Raw genomic sequence first — 13,672 nt, 5'->3', positions numbered from 1 at the left:
GAGCCCCGGCCACCGCAACGGAACCACACACGTCGCAGGCGGGTACCGTGCCACGACAAGGCGCACGACACCCGCACGCGGGCGCTGCCAGGGGGCGAAGCGCATGAACAAGGCTGAATTCGACGATGCCGTGCCGACAACGGCTGCCAGCAGGGGCAGCAGCCTGATGCCGCGCTTCATGCGCCGCACCGCATCGCGCTGGCGCGCCGCCATGATCCTGCTGGAGGTGCTGCTACTGATGGGCGCCGCATTCCTGGCGGTCTACGTGCGCTTCATCAGCGATCCCGAACCGCTGAGCGCCTACACCTCGCTGTGGCTGCAGGGCGTGCGCGCGCTGCTGTTCGCCACCATGATGGTGCTGGGCATGACCACGATGGGGCTGTACCAGACCCACCTGCGCGAGACCTGGGCAGGGGCGCTGTCGCGCCAGGCGGTGGGCTTCATGCTCGGCACGCTCGTGCTGCTCACGGTGTTCTACCTGTTTCCGCCGCTGGAGTTCGGTCGCGGCATCCTGGCGCTGGCGCTGGCGTTCGGCTTCGTCTTCGTCGCCGGCCTGCGCGTCGCGTCGCAGCGCCTGATCGACGTCGAAGCGCTGAAGCAGCGGGTGCTCGTGCTCGGCTCGGGCGAGCGCGCCTCGCTGATCGAGCAGCGCCTGCGTCGCAACTCCGACCGGCGCCGGTTCCGCGTGGTCGGCTACGTCCCCTGCGGCAACGAGACGCCACGCGTGGGCGACGACAAGCTGGTGTCGATCGACACGCCGCTGGCGGAATGGGCGCTGTTCAACCGCATCGACGAGATCGTGTTCGGACCCGACGACCGCCGCGGCGGACCGCCGATGCACGACCTGCTGCAATGCAAGCAGATCGGCATCCAGGTCACCGACCTGGCCTCGTTCTTCGAACGCGAGTCGGGCAAGATCAAGCTCTCGCTCACCGATCCGTCCTGGCTGGTGTTCTCCGGCGGCTTCGACAGTTCCCTGGGCCGCGTGCTCAGCAAGCGGGCGATGGACGTGGTCGCCTCGCTCGCGGTCCTGGCGCTGACCTGGCCGCTGCTGCTGCTGGTCGCGCTCGCGATCCGCATCGAATCGGGCAAGGGCCAGCCGATCCTGTACCGGCAGGAGCGCGTGGGCCTGCTCGGCTCGGTGTTCCCACTGATCAAGTTCCGCAGCATGCGCACGGACGCCGAGCAGGACGGCGTCGCCCGCTGGGCCGGCAAGGACGACGACCGTATCACCCGCGTGGGCCGCATCATCCGCCGCACCCGCCTGGACGAGCTGCCACAGCTGTGGAACATCCTCAGGGGCGACATGAGCATCGTCGGTCCGCGCCCGGAGCGTCCGGAGTTCGTCTCCGAACTCGATGCGGACCTGCGCTACTACAACCTGCGCCACTGCGTGCGCCCCGGCCTCGCGGGCTGGGCGCAACTGCGCTACGCCTACGGCGCCTCGAAGCAGGATGCGGAAGAGAAGCTCAAGTACGACCTGTTCTACGTCAAGAACCACAACCTGCTGTTCGACATCCTGATCCTCATCCAGACCTTCGAGGTGGTGGTGTTCGGACGCGGGGTGCGCTGACCGCGCGACCGGAGCAGCCGCGCCGGCACGTCGTCACCGACGCATTCCGCGGGCTCTGGAAGCCGCTCGCGCGCACCCGCCGGCGCATCGTTCCGGAGATGCCCTGCGCCTGGAACGGAGCCGCCGCATCGCCGCCGCTAACGCGGTGTGGCCCGCTTGCCCGGCCACCGGCACCCGGCACCCGCGACAGAGCATCCGCCCGGGCCCTCAAGGCTGGCCGTGAACGTCCGACGCCGATGCCGCCGGCCGCACGCCCGGCGGCCGCGATCCCTGGCTTTGCCCTGCCCGCCATTCCCGCCCCACCGCCGCTCGCGCCGGTTTCCGGCCCGCGGCGGCATTGGCGGCCGCCCGGCCCGTTGGCTTCTGGCAAGATAGCGCGCCCACCCGGACCCCGTTCGCGCCGGGCAATACGACGCGCCACTGGAGCACCCCGATCCGTATGGACGACATCGAGTCCCGCATCCGCTCGTTCATCCACGAGCAGTTCCCGGTCCCGGAACGGTTGCCGGCCGGGGAAAGCCTGCTGGAGAGCGGCATCATCGATTCGATCGGCGTGCTCACGCTCGTGACATGGCTGGAACAGGAATTCGGCTTCCTCGTCGAGGACGACGAGGTGCTGCCCGAGAACCTCGATAGCGTCGCCAGCCTGGTCGCCTACGTCGGCACCAAGCTCGACGCCGCCCCGGGCTGATGCGCTACGAGGCGCACCTGCGCGCCCGCGCCGCCGAGCGCCCGCAGCACACCGCTCTGGTCTGCGCCGGCCGCCGCGTGTCCTACGCGCAGCTGGCCGACACCGCCGAACGCTTCGCGTCGGCGCTCGTCGCCGAGGGCTTCGGCAACGGCGAGCGCTGCGTGCTGTTCCTCGACAACCGCATGGAAACCGCCGCCGCCATCTTCGGCACGCTGCGCGCCGGCGGAATCTTCAGCGTGATCAATCCCACCACCAAGGCCGACAAGCTGGCCTATGTGCTCGGCGACTGCGAGGCCGCGGTGCTGCTCACCCAGGCCAGCCTGCTGCCGGTGGCACGCGCGGCGCTGGCGCGGTCGCCCTCGGTGCGGCGCGTGGTGGTGGTCGATGCCACCGACGACATGGCCGCCAACGAGAGGGGCTGGGAGGCGTTCGTCGCGCCATCCCCGACGCTGCCGGAGGCGCCGCGCGGCATCGACATCGACCTGGCGATGCTGGTCTATACCTCGGGCTCCACCGGCGAGCCCAAGGGCGTGATGATGACGCACCGGAACATCGGGCACGCCGCCGCTTCGATCACCGGCTACCTGCGCATGGCGCCGGACGACGTGGTGCTGAGCGTGCTGCCGCTGGCCTTCGACTACGGCCTGTACCAGTTGCTGATGTGCGTGAAGCTCGGCGCCACCCTGGTGCTGGAGAAATCCTTCGCCTTCCCGCAGAAGATCCTGCCACTGCTGGAAAGCGAACGCGTCACCGGCTTCCCGCTGGTGCCGACCATGGCCGCGCTGATCGTGCAGCTGCGCAACTTCAAGCCCGGGTGGGCGGCGTCGGTGCGCTTCGTCACCAATACCGCGGCCGCGCTGCCGCCGGCGCACATCGCGCGGCTGCGCGCGCTGTTTCCGCAGGCGCGGGTGTACTCGATGTACGGCATGACCGAATCCAAACGCTGCACCTGGCTGCCGCCGGAGGAACTCGACCGCCGTCCCGACAGCGTCGGCATCGCCATCCCCGACACCGAGGTGTGGGTGGCCGGCGACGACGGCCGGCCGCTGCCGCCGGACACCGTCGGCGAACTGGTGGTGCGAGGCGGCCACGTCATGCAGGGCTACTGGCGCAACGCGGAAGCCACCGACAGGGCGCTCAGGCCCGGCCGCTATCCGTGGGAGAAGGTGCTGCACACCGGCGACCTGTTCCGCATGGACGCCGAGGGCTTCCTGTACTTCGTCGGCCGCAAGGACGACATCATCAAGTCTCGCGGCGAGAAGGTCAGCCCCAAGGAAGTGGAGAACGTGCTCTACGCCCTGCCCGGGGTGCGCGAGGCCGCGGTGGTGGGCGTGCCCGACGAGGTGCTGGGCCGCGCCCTCAAGGCGCTGCTGGTGGTCGGGGGCGGCGTGGAACTGGCCGCGCGCGATGTCATCGCCCATTGCGCCGCGCGGCTGGAAGACTTCATGGTCCCGCGTCTGATCGAGTTCCGCGATTCCCTGCCGAAGACCGGCACCGGCAAGATCCGCCGCGCCGCCCTGCAGGCCGAAGCCGAAGGCCGCGAACTCCCCGGCGAGGACGCCTGACGCATCGCCTGCCCCTTTTGTCAGTTCGATCGCTCTTTGTCAGTTCGCGCCCTCATCGTCATTTCGAGCCCCCTTGTCATTTCGAGCCCTCCTTGTCATTTCGAGCGCAGCGAGAAATCCCCCTCCGCAGCCCCAACACGCGCCGACCTGCCCTCACCCGGCCCGCCGCAACATCGACCGCAGCACCCGCTTCCCCGCCATCACCGGCAGTCGCCGCAACCGCCGCCGCAGTTCCGGCTCGGGCCCCAGGGCCCAGGCCTTCCGCGCCAGCCCCCAGGCTTGCCCATAGCGCTGGCGCCACACGCAGCCCTCCGCATTCTTGACATAGGCCGTCGCCAGCGCCTGCCGCCGCGCATCCTCCGGCACCGCACCCTTCGCCGATTCGGCCGCCCGTTCCATCACCGCGATGTAGTCGTTCTCGGTCGAGGCCAGCGCCGACAACCCGTCGTGCCCGCGCAGCGCCCGCGCCAGCGGCTCGGACACCACGCCGATGCCCCAGCGCGCCGCCACCCGCAGGTGGAAATCCAGGTCCTCCGCCGTGCGCAACGATTCGTCGAAGCCGCCCACGTCCTCGTAGACCTCGCGTCGCATCAGCACCGACAGCGGTGCCAGCGCCGGATCGCGCAGCACCCACTGCAGCGCCGGGCCGTCGGCGGGGATCTGCCGTCGCCGGTCGAACACGTCGATCGTCTCGCCGTCCACGCCCACGCGGATCACGTCGCACAGCACCAGCCCGATGCCGGGGTTCGCTTCGAGGAACGCCGCCTGCCGCGCGGTCTTCTCCGGCAGCCACACGTCGTCGCTGTCCAGCAGAGCCAGGTAGCGACCCTGCGCCATCGCCAGGCCGCGGTTGCGTGCCGCCGACACCCCGGCGTTGGCCTGAGCCACGTACGTGATGCGTTTACCGTAGCGTTGGGCAAGCACCTCGCCCGTGCCGTCGGTGGAACCGTCGTCGACGACGATGATCTCCCCGACCTCGCGCGTCTGCGCCAGCACCGAATCGATCGCCCGCGCGACCAGGTCGCGCCGGTTCCACGTGGGTATGATGACGGAGGTTTCAGGGCGCATGTCGGGCATGGCAGGGGATCTGGTCAAGCGCGCACTCTATCGCAGCGGACTGCTGGGCCTGTACCACCGCCTGCGCAACCGCCGCGCGCTGACGGTGATCATGTTCCATCGCGTGCTGACGCAGGAGGACCCCCGCTGGGCCTCCTGCGACCCGGACTACACCCTGGAAGCCGGCCTGTTCGAACGCTGCCTGGACTTCTTCCGCCGCCACTACAACGTGGTGTCCGTGGACCAGGTGATGGCCGCCCGCCGCGACGGCACGCCCCTGCCCGACCGTCCGCTGCTGATCACCTTCGACGACGGCTGGGCCGACAACCACGCCCACGCCCTGCCCCGCCTGCGCGCCGCCGGCCTGCCCGCGCTGCTGTTCACCGTCGCCGACGTGGTGGACCGCGACGAACCCTTCTTCCAGGAAAGGCTGATCTCCGCCTTCCGCCGCAATGCGCTGCGCTTGCCCGCGCTCGCGCAGGCACTGGCCAATGCCGGGCACCCGGTCGAGCCGGTACCGCCCGACAACATCGATGGTCTGCGCAAGCTCATCGCCGCGCTCGAAGCGCTCGATGCCACGCAACGCAACCAGGTCCTCGCTCCCTTCGCGGCGGCGATGGACGATGGCGTGCGCCAGATGGTCACCCGCAACGAACTGCGAGAACTGGCCGCGGGCGGCATCGCGATCGGCGTGCACGGCAAGACCCACACGCCGATGACGCGGGCCGGGGACCTGGACGCCGAACTTGCCGCCGCGCGCGCCATCGTCGGCGGCCACCTCGACGCGCAGCCGCCGCCTACGATGTCGTATCCGCATGGCCGCTACGACGACCATGTGCTCGAGCGCACCCGGGCCGCAGGTTACGAATTCGCCTTCACCAGCAATCCGGTGATCAATCCCGTGGACGGTCGGCCCGGGTGGCTGCTGGGGCGGCTGGGGTTCGAGCAGGCCGGGATCGTGGATCCGGAGGGACGGTTCCGGCCGGACTGGCTGGGGCTGTATCTGTTTCGGGCGCCGGTCAGGCGCTTGGCGGGCTGATGCCCCGCTCCGCCATCGCCCAGGCGGGCATGGGGCAACTCCGGAATCGAGCTGCGCCACGAAGCCGCTTCGGTGTGAACGGATGGCCGGACCCGTTCGCTGAGCGAACTCGACGGAGACGATGCCGAGGAGCCGGATGTCCGGATCAGGGACGCATGCGCCTCGTCCCTGGTGGGCCGAAGAGCGGCCAGCCTCATCGACTTTGCGCGAACTCCGGGAAGGTCTCCGCTATCGGCGCCGCATCCGGCAGGATGTAGAACACCCCGCCGCGCTCGAACGTCGGACGGATGATCCGCTCGTAGAACTCGGGCGAGACGTTGATGCAGCCATGGGTGACGCGGTTGTCGTCCGGCGAAGGCGAGGCAAGGCGTTCGGCGCGCTTCTCTGCCGGGACGCCGGTGGCGGTAGGGTGGATGGAGACCGCGGAATCGTAGTCCACCCACAGCACGCGGCCGGCGTCGATCGACGGGCCGAAACCGCCCACGAAACGACCGGCAGGCGTCGTGCGATCCCGACCCGGAATCTCGCGAAGCGCGAGGCCGGCGATGCCGGGGGCCGTATGATCGCCGATCGCCGAACCGAACAGCCCGGGTGCCGCGCCGCGGAGGCGGCCGTCGCCGCCGAACACCAGGATCTGTGCGGCGGCCTTGTCCATGACCGCGAACGGATAGCCCTGGCTGTCCCTGGTCGCGACCACCCAGCCCGCGAGCTCGATCACCGTGCCCGACACGTCCTGGCCTCGTGGAAGCTGGTCGACGGAGGCGACCGGTTGCGCAGCGGCATCCCCGGCGCTGGCCGCGCCGAAGCTCACGAACGCCAGCGCCAGCGCCAGCGCACGACAAACGGCCCGGATCGCAGGGTCGGTGCAGGTACGGATGGGTCGGTTCCTAGAAGACGACTGGATCAAGGCGAAGACACCGGTGACCAAAGGTCACCGGGTCCTCAGGCCGTGCGTCGTGAATGGTGCGAGCGATTAACCCCGCGGTACGCGGCGCGGCGCCGTCTCGAGCTGCTGGACGCGGCTTTCCATCTGATCGAGCCGCTGGTTGGCCTGCTGCGCGGACTGATTGGCGGATTCTGCGCTCTGGGCCGCGCTCTGCACCCTCGTGTCGAGTTGATCGAGACGCGAGTTGATCCCTGCGAACTCGTCGTCGTAGGTAGCGCAGGCGGAAAGGCCCAAGGTGGCGACGATCGCCACACCGAACATACGCGCCATCGACAGATGTTGCCTGGTCAGAAACATGCCAATCCTCCTCGTCTGGGGAGTCGCGAATATAGCGGGCTTTTTGCCGGAGGTCCGACCCGCCTTCAGCTGACGTTGGAATACGTGGATGGATTGTGAAGCTGTCCGCATCGGGCCGTGAGGGCTCCCTTACCTCACCCGATAAACCCCACCATTGAGGTGATTGACGAACCACACTTCGTTGTCCTCGTCCTCGCCGAAGGACGCGATGGTGCCGTAGCCGGGGGCTACGCCGCTCGGGAGTGAGGCGACTTCAAGTTTGCCTGTGCTGGAGAGGCGGCCGACCAGCAGTTCGCTGGAGCACGAGTCGGAGAATACGTAGGCGCCCCTGAGCGCGACGTTGGCGCCGCGATAGACGAGCCCCCCGGTGACGGCGCAGCGGCCGCGTTCGCGGCCCGGATATTCGAACACGGGGCCGGTGGTGCCGGTGCGGGTGGGGCAGTCGGTGGCGCCGGTGGACGGGTAGTCGTGACTGCCCTGGCAGCCGGGGAAGCCGAGGTCGCGCGGGGCGCCGGAGCGCCACACGCTCACTTCCTCGCGGTCCTTGCCGACGTCGCCGATCCACAGCGCGCCATCGGCGTGATCGATGCCGAAGCGCCAGGGGTTGCGCAGGCCGTGCAGCCAGATCTCGCCGCACTCTCCGCGCTTGCCGGCGAAGGGGTTGTCGGCCGGGATGGCGTAGACGGCGCGGCCCTTCTCGCCGCAGGTGTTCTTCGCGCCGCTGGCGCCGTCGCGCACGTCGATGCGAAGGATCTTGCCGAGCAGGTTGTCGGTGGCCGCGGCGTGGGCGTGGTCGCGCGGCTCGCCGGTGCCGGCGCCGACGGCCCAGTACAGCATGCCGTCGGGCCCGAAGGCGATATGGCCGCCGTTGTGGTTGGCGACCAGGCCTTTCACGCGCAGCACCTGTTCGTCCTTGCCGTCGAAGCGGTTGGCGGCCGGGTCGCCGGCCTGGAGGCGACGCAGCACCAGGCCGTGGCGCTCGCCCTGCGTGGCGCCGCTGTAGGCGATGTAGAGCCTGCCGTTGTCGCGGAAGGCGGGGTCGAACGCCAGGCCCAGCAGGCCCTGCTCGACGTCGCCGGTGGCGACCTCGCGCGTGTAGTACGGCTCGGGCAGGAGCTTGCCGTCGCGGCCCAGCACGCGGATGCGGCCTTCCCGTTCGAGCACGAACATGCGCCCGCTGCCATCGCGCGGGCTGGCGATGGCGGTCGGGGCGTTGAGGCCCTGCGCGAGTACCTGTTCGACACGGATGCCACCGCTTGCGGAGGAGGCCGCGCCATCTGCCGGATCCGCGCCGGGCGGCTGCGCCGATTCGGCGCAGCCGGGCAACAGCAGCAGGAACAGGAGTATCGCCGCCAGCTTCGTGTCCATGGATCCTCCACGCGCCCATGCGGGCGCCCGCTCCCGGGTTGCCCGTGCGCATGGCGCGCGGGCGCTCATTCGTCCTCGTCGGCGGCGGTCAGCCACAGGTCGGCCGGAGCCACCGCTTCCAGGGTCGCGCCGCACGGACGCCAGAACACCGGACGCGGCTCGCGCGCGAGGAATCCGTTGTCGAGCCAGCCGTTGCCCGCCGCGGCGGCACCGAGTTCGATCGACATCGCGCTGTGTCCCGCGGCGCGGGCGCAGCGCAACAGCGTGGCGATTTCCGTCGCGGACGGACCCTGCACGCCGCGCCGCGACCAGAAGTCGTGCACGTACAGCACGCTCCCGCGCGTCTCGCAGGCGAACCAGGCGAGCGTCGTGCCGTCGTCGCCGCGCACCAGCAGGTAGCGCACGTCCACCAGCGGCGACTGGTCGAAACGCCATCGCAGGAACGTCAGGTCGCGGATCGACACCGGCCCCGCGCCGGCCGACGCCGGCGACCAGAGGTCGGACAGCGTCGCGTCCGCCTGGTCCTGCCATTGCCCATGGGTGCCCGCACTGCGCAACCGCAGCTTCACCCGGTCGAAAGCATCCAGGACCCATCCGGCCGGACCCGCCAGCAGCGCCGGCAGTCGACGGCGCACGTAGCCGGCGTGGCGCAGCACGCGCGCATGGCGCACGAGCCTGCACAACGGGATGTAGCCGACGCGCTTGAATACCGCGGCCGCCTTGGGATTGGGGAATCCGTACAGCAGCTCGAACCGCTTCGCGCCCGCCTCCATCAGCGCCATCTGCAGCGACAGCGCAGGCCACAGCGAGCGGTGCGCGGGCAGCACGGCCAGGTCCACCAGCACGCCCGCCTGCACCAGGCGCCCCCCCAGCATCATCTGCCGCGGACCGGCACTTGCCACGCCCACCCATGCCCCGCTTTCCTCGTGGCGCAGCAGCAGCGTGAGCGGCGCGCCGTACGGACAATCGCGATAGAACCAGTCGTACTTGCGCGCCATGCGCGCTTCGTCGCCGAGGTTGCCGCGCCAGAGGCCGAGGATCAGCTCACGGTCGCGCTCCACGTCGGCTTCGTGGACGGTATAGGCCGGATTGGCGACCATCGTTCAGTGCCCGTGCGCTTCGGTCACCGGCTCGACCAGCACCGGCGGGCGGTGCAGGTAGGCGGTGGTACGGCGCTTGGCGGCGATGTCGTCGTAGACCGCCTGCGCCTGCGCCTGGGTGACGCCCAGCGCTTCGGCCAGTTCGCTTGCCGGGCGGTCGTGGTTGAGCGCCCACAGCGCCAGGTCCATCTGCGCGTACGGCAGCGCGAAGTAGAACTCGTCCTGCCCCTGCGCCAGCGAATAGGTGTCGGTGGTCGGCGTGGCCGAGGTCACGCGCTCGGGCACGCCGAGGTGGCGGGCCATCGCGTAGACCTGGCTCTTGTACAGGTGCGCGATCGGCTTGACGTCGGCCGAGCCGTCTCCGTTCTTGACGAAGAAGCCCTGGTCGTACTCCAGCCGGTTGGGCGTACCGGTCACCGCGTAGTTGAGCCGGTCGGCGTGGAAGTACTCGAGCGTCTTGCGGATGCGCTGCTTGAAGTTGGTGGCCGCGACGATGGTCAGGTAGGCATCCAGCGGCAGGTCCTGCTCGTGACGCGCGCCCGACGGTTCCTCGGCGACGATGCGGAAGCGGTTGATCAGCCCCTGCGCGCCGCCGGCGATCACGATCTTGAACTTCCAGCCGTCGCCGTAGCCGGGCAGCACGCTGCGCACGGCGTTGTCGCGCGCCTCGTAGCAGCCGATCGCTTCCAGCGCGGGCGCGATGTCGTGGGTGTGCACGCGCACGCCCAGGTGTTCGGCGAGGATGTTGGCGCGCACGGCGCTGTCGTCGCTGGAGTCGCGCTCGGGCAGGATCAGGCAGAACACGCGTTCGGCGCCCAGCGCGCGCACGGCGAGCGCGGCGCACGTGGTGCTGTCGATGCCGCCGGAGATCGCGACCACGAGGCCGCGCCGGTGCAGGTCGCGCGCGACGATCTGTCGCAGGCGCGCGGCGATGCGGTCGGCCTCGGCGGCGTAGTCGAGGTCGAGTACGGACGGATCGAGATGGCTCATGGGTTCCCCTGGGTCAATGCGGCGCGCCGGATCTTGCCCGACGCGGTCTTGGGCAGCTCGCTCACGAACGCGACCCGCTTCGGAATCTTGTAGCCTGCCAGCCGCTGCCGGCAGTGTGCCTTGACGGCCATCTCGTTCGGCGCATCGTCGCCGGGCACGAGAAAGGCGGCCACCACCTGGCCGAGCAGCGCGTCGTCGATGCCGGTCACGGCCACCTCGCGCACGCCCGGCAGTTCGGCGATCACTTCCTCCACGTCCTGCGGATGCACGCGGTGGGCGCCGGTCTTGATCATGTCGCTGCGGCGCCCGGCCAGCCACAGGTAGCCCTCGGGGTCGAGATGGCCCTGGTCGCCGGTCCGCAGCCAGCCGTCGACCAGGGTGGCGGCGGTGGCCTCGGGCGCCTGCCAGTAGCCGGACATGACGTTGTCGCCGCGCGCCCAGACTTCGCCAGTCTCCCCGGGCGCGGCCCGGCTGCCGTCCTCGCGCCGCACCTGGATCTCGACGCCGGCGATCGGGGTGCCGACCGAGCCGGCCTTGTCCTCGAACCGCCCGGGCGCCAGGCAGGTGAGGCGTGCGCTGGCCTCGGTCTGGCCGTACATCACGAACAGCTTCGCCTGCGGGAACGCGGCGCGCACGCGCCGGGCGAGGGCCGGTGCCATCGCGCCGCCGGCCTGGGTGAGGTAGCGCAGCGACGAGAGGTCGTGGCGTTCGAGCTGGCCGCGGTCGAGCAGCAGCGCGAACGTGGACGGCACGCCGGAGAAGCCGGTCGCGCGTTCGCGCGCCAGCGCTTCGGTGACCAGGTGCGGGAACACGAGGTTGTCTTCGAGCACGATCCGCGCGCCGACGGCGAGGTGGGTGTGCAGCACTGAAGCGCCGTAGGCGTAGTAGAACGGCAGCGTGCTCACGGTGCTGTCGTCGGCGCGGAGTCCGAGCGAGTCGAGGATCGACGCGGTGTTGGCGGCCAGGTTGCGATGGCTCAGGGCCACGCCCTTGGGCGCGCCGGTGGTGCCGGAGGTATAGAGGATGGCGGCCAGGGCGTCGGGATCCGGCGGCGGCAGGTCCGTGGCGGCGGTCTCGCCCGCCGCCTGGTCGTGCACCGCCCCGCCCTCGCCCCCCAGGCAGTGTCCGGCCGGCAACACTGGCACCGCCGCGGCGGCGGCCGCGCGCGTGCCGTCCTCATGTCCGTCCTGCTGCACCAGCAGGCGCGCGCCGCTGTGCAGCAGCCAGGGGTAGTAGTCGCGCTCGCGCGCCTGGGCATTGAGCGGCACCACCACCGCGCCCGCTCGCCAGCAGCCGTACCAGGCCACCACCGCCTCGATGCAGTTGGGCAGGGCCAGCGCCACCCGCTCGCCGGGCGCGACCCCGCGCGCGCGCAACATCCGCGCGAATTCCAGCGCCGCTTCGTGCAGCCCTCGGTAGTCCAGCCGACGCGCGCCCTGCTGCAGCGCGGCGCGCTCCGGCATCGCCGCGGCGGTGCGTTCCAGCCGCGCGACCAGGGTCTCCATCGTGCCGGCCCGGTCAGGCCGCCAGCCGGCCGTCGAGATAGCGGTCGATCGATGCGAGGCTGTCGAAATTGGCCGGGGTCATGTCCTCCGGCGGCACGTTGACCGGCCAGGTTTCCTCGATGAAGCCGATCAGCTCGAGGATCCCGGTGGAGTCGACGATGCCCTGGCGGATCAGCGACGTATCATCGGCAATGGCGGACTCGTCGTCGGTGAACAGGAAATTGCCGAGGATGAACTGCCTGATCTGCTGTCTCCGGCTCATGTCGCTCCGATGCCCCAGGGTAGGAAGATGATGTTGACCACTAGATCGCGCGCTTCGCGCCATCGCGAGGGTATCCGGAATGCCATTCTGGCGGGTGGATACCTGTGCGTCGCGATCGCACTGTCTGCCTGTGGAATCGAACGTGATCCGGACAGCGGGCAGGACATCGTCTCCACCCCGCGCAGCCTCGTGGACGCGCCGGTCGAGGTCCTGCAGGGCGAGCACGGCGGGTACGCGGTGCGCGTGCTGGCCGAAGGCTTCGTCCACCCCTGGTCGCTGGCGTTGCTGCCGGACGGTTCGATGCTGGTGACCGAACGCCCCGGACGGCTGCGCCGGATCGGCGCCGACGGCACGATCTCGGCCCCGCTGGACGGCGTGCCGCCGGTCTTCGTGCAGGGCCAGAGCGGACTGCTGGACGTGGTGCCCTCTCCCTCCTTCGCCGACGACCGGCTGGTGTACCTGTCCTACGGCGAACCGAACTGGCGCGGCAACAAGGCCGGCACCGCGGTGGCGCGCGGACGGCTGGGAGAGCACGGGCTGGAAGACGTGGAGGTGTTGTTCCGGCAGGAGCCGAAACTGTCGCACGGCACCCACATCGGCTCGCGGATCGCGTTCGACGCGCACGGCATGCTGTTCGTCAGTGCGGGCGACAACCGCGTCGCGGACAAGGCGCAGCTGCTCGACCACCTGCAGGGCAAGCTGGTGCGGCTGCATCCCGACGGCGGCATCCCCGCGGACAATCCGTTCGTCGCACGCGAAGGCGCGCGGCCGGAGATCTGGAGCTACGGCCACCGCAACATCCAGGGCCTGGCCCTGCATCCGGAGACGGGCGCACTCTGGAGCCACGAGCACGGCCCGATGGGCGGCGACGAGATCAACCTGCCGCAGGCCGGGGCCAACTACGGCTGGCCGCTGGCCACCCACGGCCTGGACTACTCGGGGCAGCCGGTGCCCGGCGCGCTCGGCAGCGCGGCGGAGGGGACGCAGGCGCCCGCGCACTACTGGCCGAAGTCGCCTGCGGTCAGCGGCATGGCGTTCTACGCCGGCGATGCATTCCCGCAGTGGCAGGGAAACCTGCTGGCGGGCGCGCTGGTGGGCAAGGCGCTGATCCGGCTGCAGCTCGACGGCGAACGCGTGGTGCACGAGGAACGCCTGCTGCCGGGGCGCGAACGCATCCGCGACGTGCGCGTCGGGCCCGATGGCCTGGTGTACCTGCTCACCGACAGCACCGACGGCAGACTGCTGCGGCTGGAGCCGGTGGCGGAAGACTAGCCGGCCTT

At 70.4% G+C, this 13,672-nt stretch carries 13 protein-coding genes; 5 read left to right on the top strand and 8 right to left on the bottom strand.

Translation table 11 applies throughout. From position 1 onward, the window contains the following. Positions 1-103: 103 nt before the first annotated feature. The 3 genes from FZO89_RS15305 to FZO89_RS15295 all read left to right on the top strand — a co-directional run bounded on the left by FZO89_RS15305 (position 104) and on the right by FZO89_RS15295 (position 3,829). Entirely contained in the window at positions 104-1,573 is a 1,470-nt protein-coding gene (locus FZO89_RS15305) for a TIGR03013 family XrtA/PEP-CTERM system glycosyltransferase (protein WP_316247557.1), read from the top strand. Between the two features lie 439 nt (positions 1,574-2,012). Next, entirely contained in the window at positions 2,013-2,264 is a 252-nt protein-coding gene (locus tag FZO89_RS15300; RefSeq protein WP_149104304.1) for an acyl carrier protein, read from the top strand. Beyond that, positions 2,264-3,829 (top strand): class I adenylate-forming enzyme family protein, encoded by a 1,566-nt coding sequence (locus tag FZO89_RS15295; protein WP_149104303.1) that lies wholly within the window; start codon positions 2,264-2,266, stop codon positions 3,827-3,829. The genes FZO89_RS15300 and FZO89_RS15295 overlap by 1 nt, the downstream gene beginning before the upstream one ends. A 153-nt stretch (positions 3,830-3,982) precedes the next feature. Here FZO89_RS15295 and FZO89_RS15290 read toward each other — a convergent pair whose 3' ends face one another. Beyond that, positions 3,983-4,906, bottom strand: coding sequence for a glycosyltransferase (locus FZO89_RS15290; protein WP_149104302.1), 924 nt, complete (start codon positions 4,904-4,906; stop codon positions 3,983-3,985). Here FZO89_RS15290 and FZO89_RS15285 point away from each other — a divergent pair. After that, positions 4,905-5,924: a polysaccharide deacetylase family protein gene (locus tag FZO89_RS15285; protein ID WP_187471216.1), complete on the top strand. Its 1,020-nt coding sequence runs from the start codon at positions 4,905-4,907 to the stop codon at positions 5,922-5,924. The genes FZO89_RS15290 and FZO89_RS15285 overlap by 2 nt on opposite strands. Before the next feature lie 193 nt (positions 5,925-6,117). On the opposite strand, the gene FZO89_RS15280 is transcribed toward FZO89_RS15285, so the two are convergent. The 7 genes from FZO89_RS15280 to FZO89_RS15255 form a co-directional block, all read right to left on the bottom strand. Continuing rightward, entirely contained in the window at positions 6,118-6,750 is a 633-nt protein-coding gene (locus tag FZO89_RS15280; protein ID WP_149104641.1) for a L,D-transpeptidase, read from the bottom strand. 147 nt (positions 6,751-6,897) lie between these two features. Next, positions 6,898-7,167, bottom strand: a complete 270-nt coding sequence (locus FZO89_RS15275) for a hypothetical protein (protein WP_149104300.1) — start codon at positions 7,165-7,167, stop codon at positions 6,898-6,900. Between the two features lie 129 nt (positions 7,168-7,296). Further along, the gene (locus tag FZO89_RS18580; RefSeq protein ID WP_187471215.1) at positions 7,297-8,535 is read right to left on the bottom strand and encodes a PQQ-dependent sugar dehydrogenase; all 1,239 of its coding nucleotides are present in this window, start codon (positions 8,533-8,535) and stop codon (positions 7,297-7,299) included. 65 nt (positions 8,536-8,600) lie between these two features. Further along, a complete protein-coding gene (locus FZO89_RS18575; RefSeq protein ID WP_187471214.1) occupies positions 8,601-9,635 on the bottom strand; it encodes a hypothetical protein in 1,035 nt (344 codons plus the stop codon). Between the two features lie 3 nt (positions 9,636-9,638). Then, positions 9,639-10,625, bottom strand: a complete 987-nt coding sequence (gene nadE / locus FZO89_RS15265) for an NAD(+) synthase (protein WP_149104298.1) — start codon at positions 10,623-10,625, stop codon at positions 9,639-9,641. After that, the gene (locus tag FZO89_RS15260; RefSeq protein ID WP_149104297.1) at positions 10,622-12,130 is read right to left on the bottom strand and encodes a class I adenylate-forming enzyme family protein; all 1,509 of its coding nucleotides are present in this window, start codon (positions 12,128-12,130) and stop codon (positions 10,622-10,624) included. Before FZO89_RS15260 ends, nadE begins: the two co-directional genes overlap by 4 nt. A gap of 13 nt (positions 12,131-12,143) precedes the next feature. Next, a complete protein-coding gene (locus FZO89_RS15255; RefSeq protein WP_149104296.1) occupies positions 12,144-12,392 on the bottom strand; it encodes an acyl carrier protein in 249 nt (82 codons plus the stop codon). Positions 12,393-12,425: 33 nt separating this feature from the next. Between FZO89_RS15255 and FZO89_RS15250 the strand changes: the two genes are divergently transcribed. Further along, positions 12,426-13,664 (top strand): PQQ-dependent sugar dehydrogenase, encoded by a 1,239-nt coding sequence (locus FZO89_RS15250; RefSeq protein ID WP_262378736.1) that lies wholly within the window; start codon positions 12,426-12,428, stop codon positions 13,662-13,664. Positions 13,665-13,672 lie beyond the last annotated feature (8 nt).

This window comes from Luteimonas viscosa (assembly GCF_008244685.1).
Taxonomy (GTDB): domain Bacteria; phylum Pseudomonadota; class Gammaproteobacteria; order Xanthomonadales; family Xanthomonadaceae; genus Luteimonas; species Luteimonas viscosa.
Note: the sequence above shows the minus strand (reverse complement) of the source record. Positions and strands in the feature narration are given on the sequence as shown.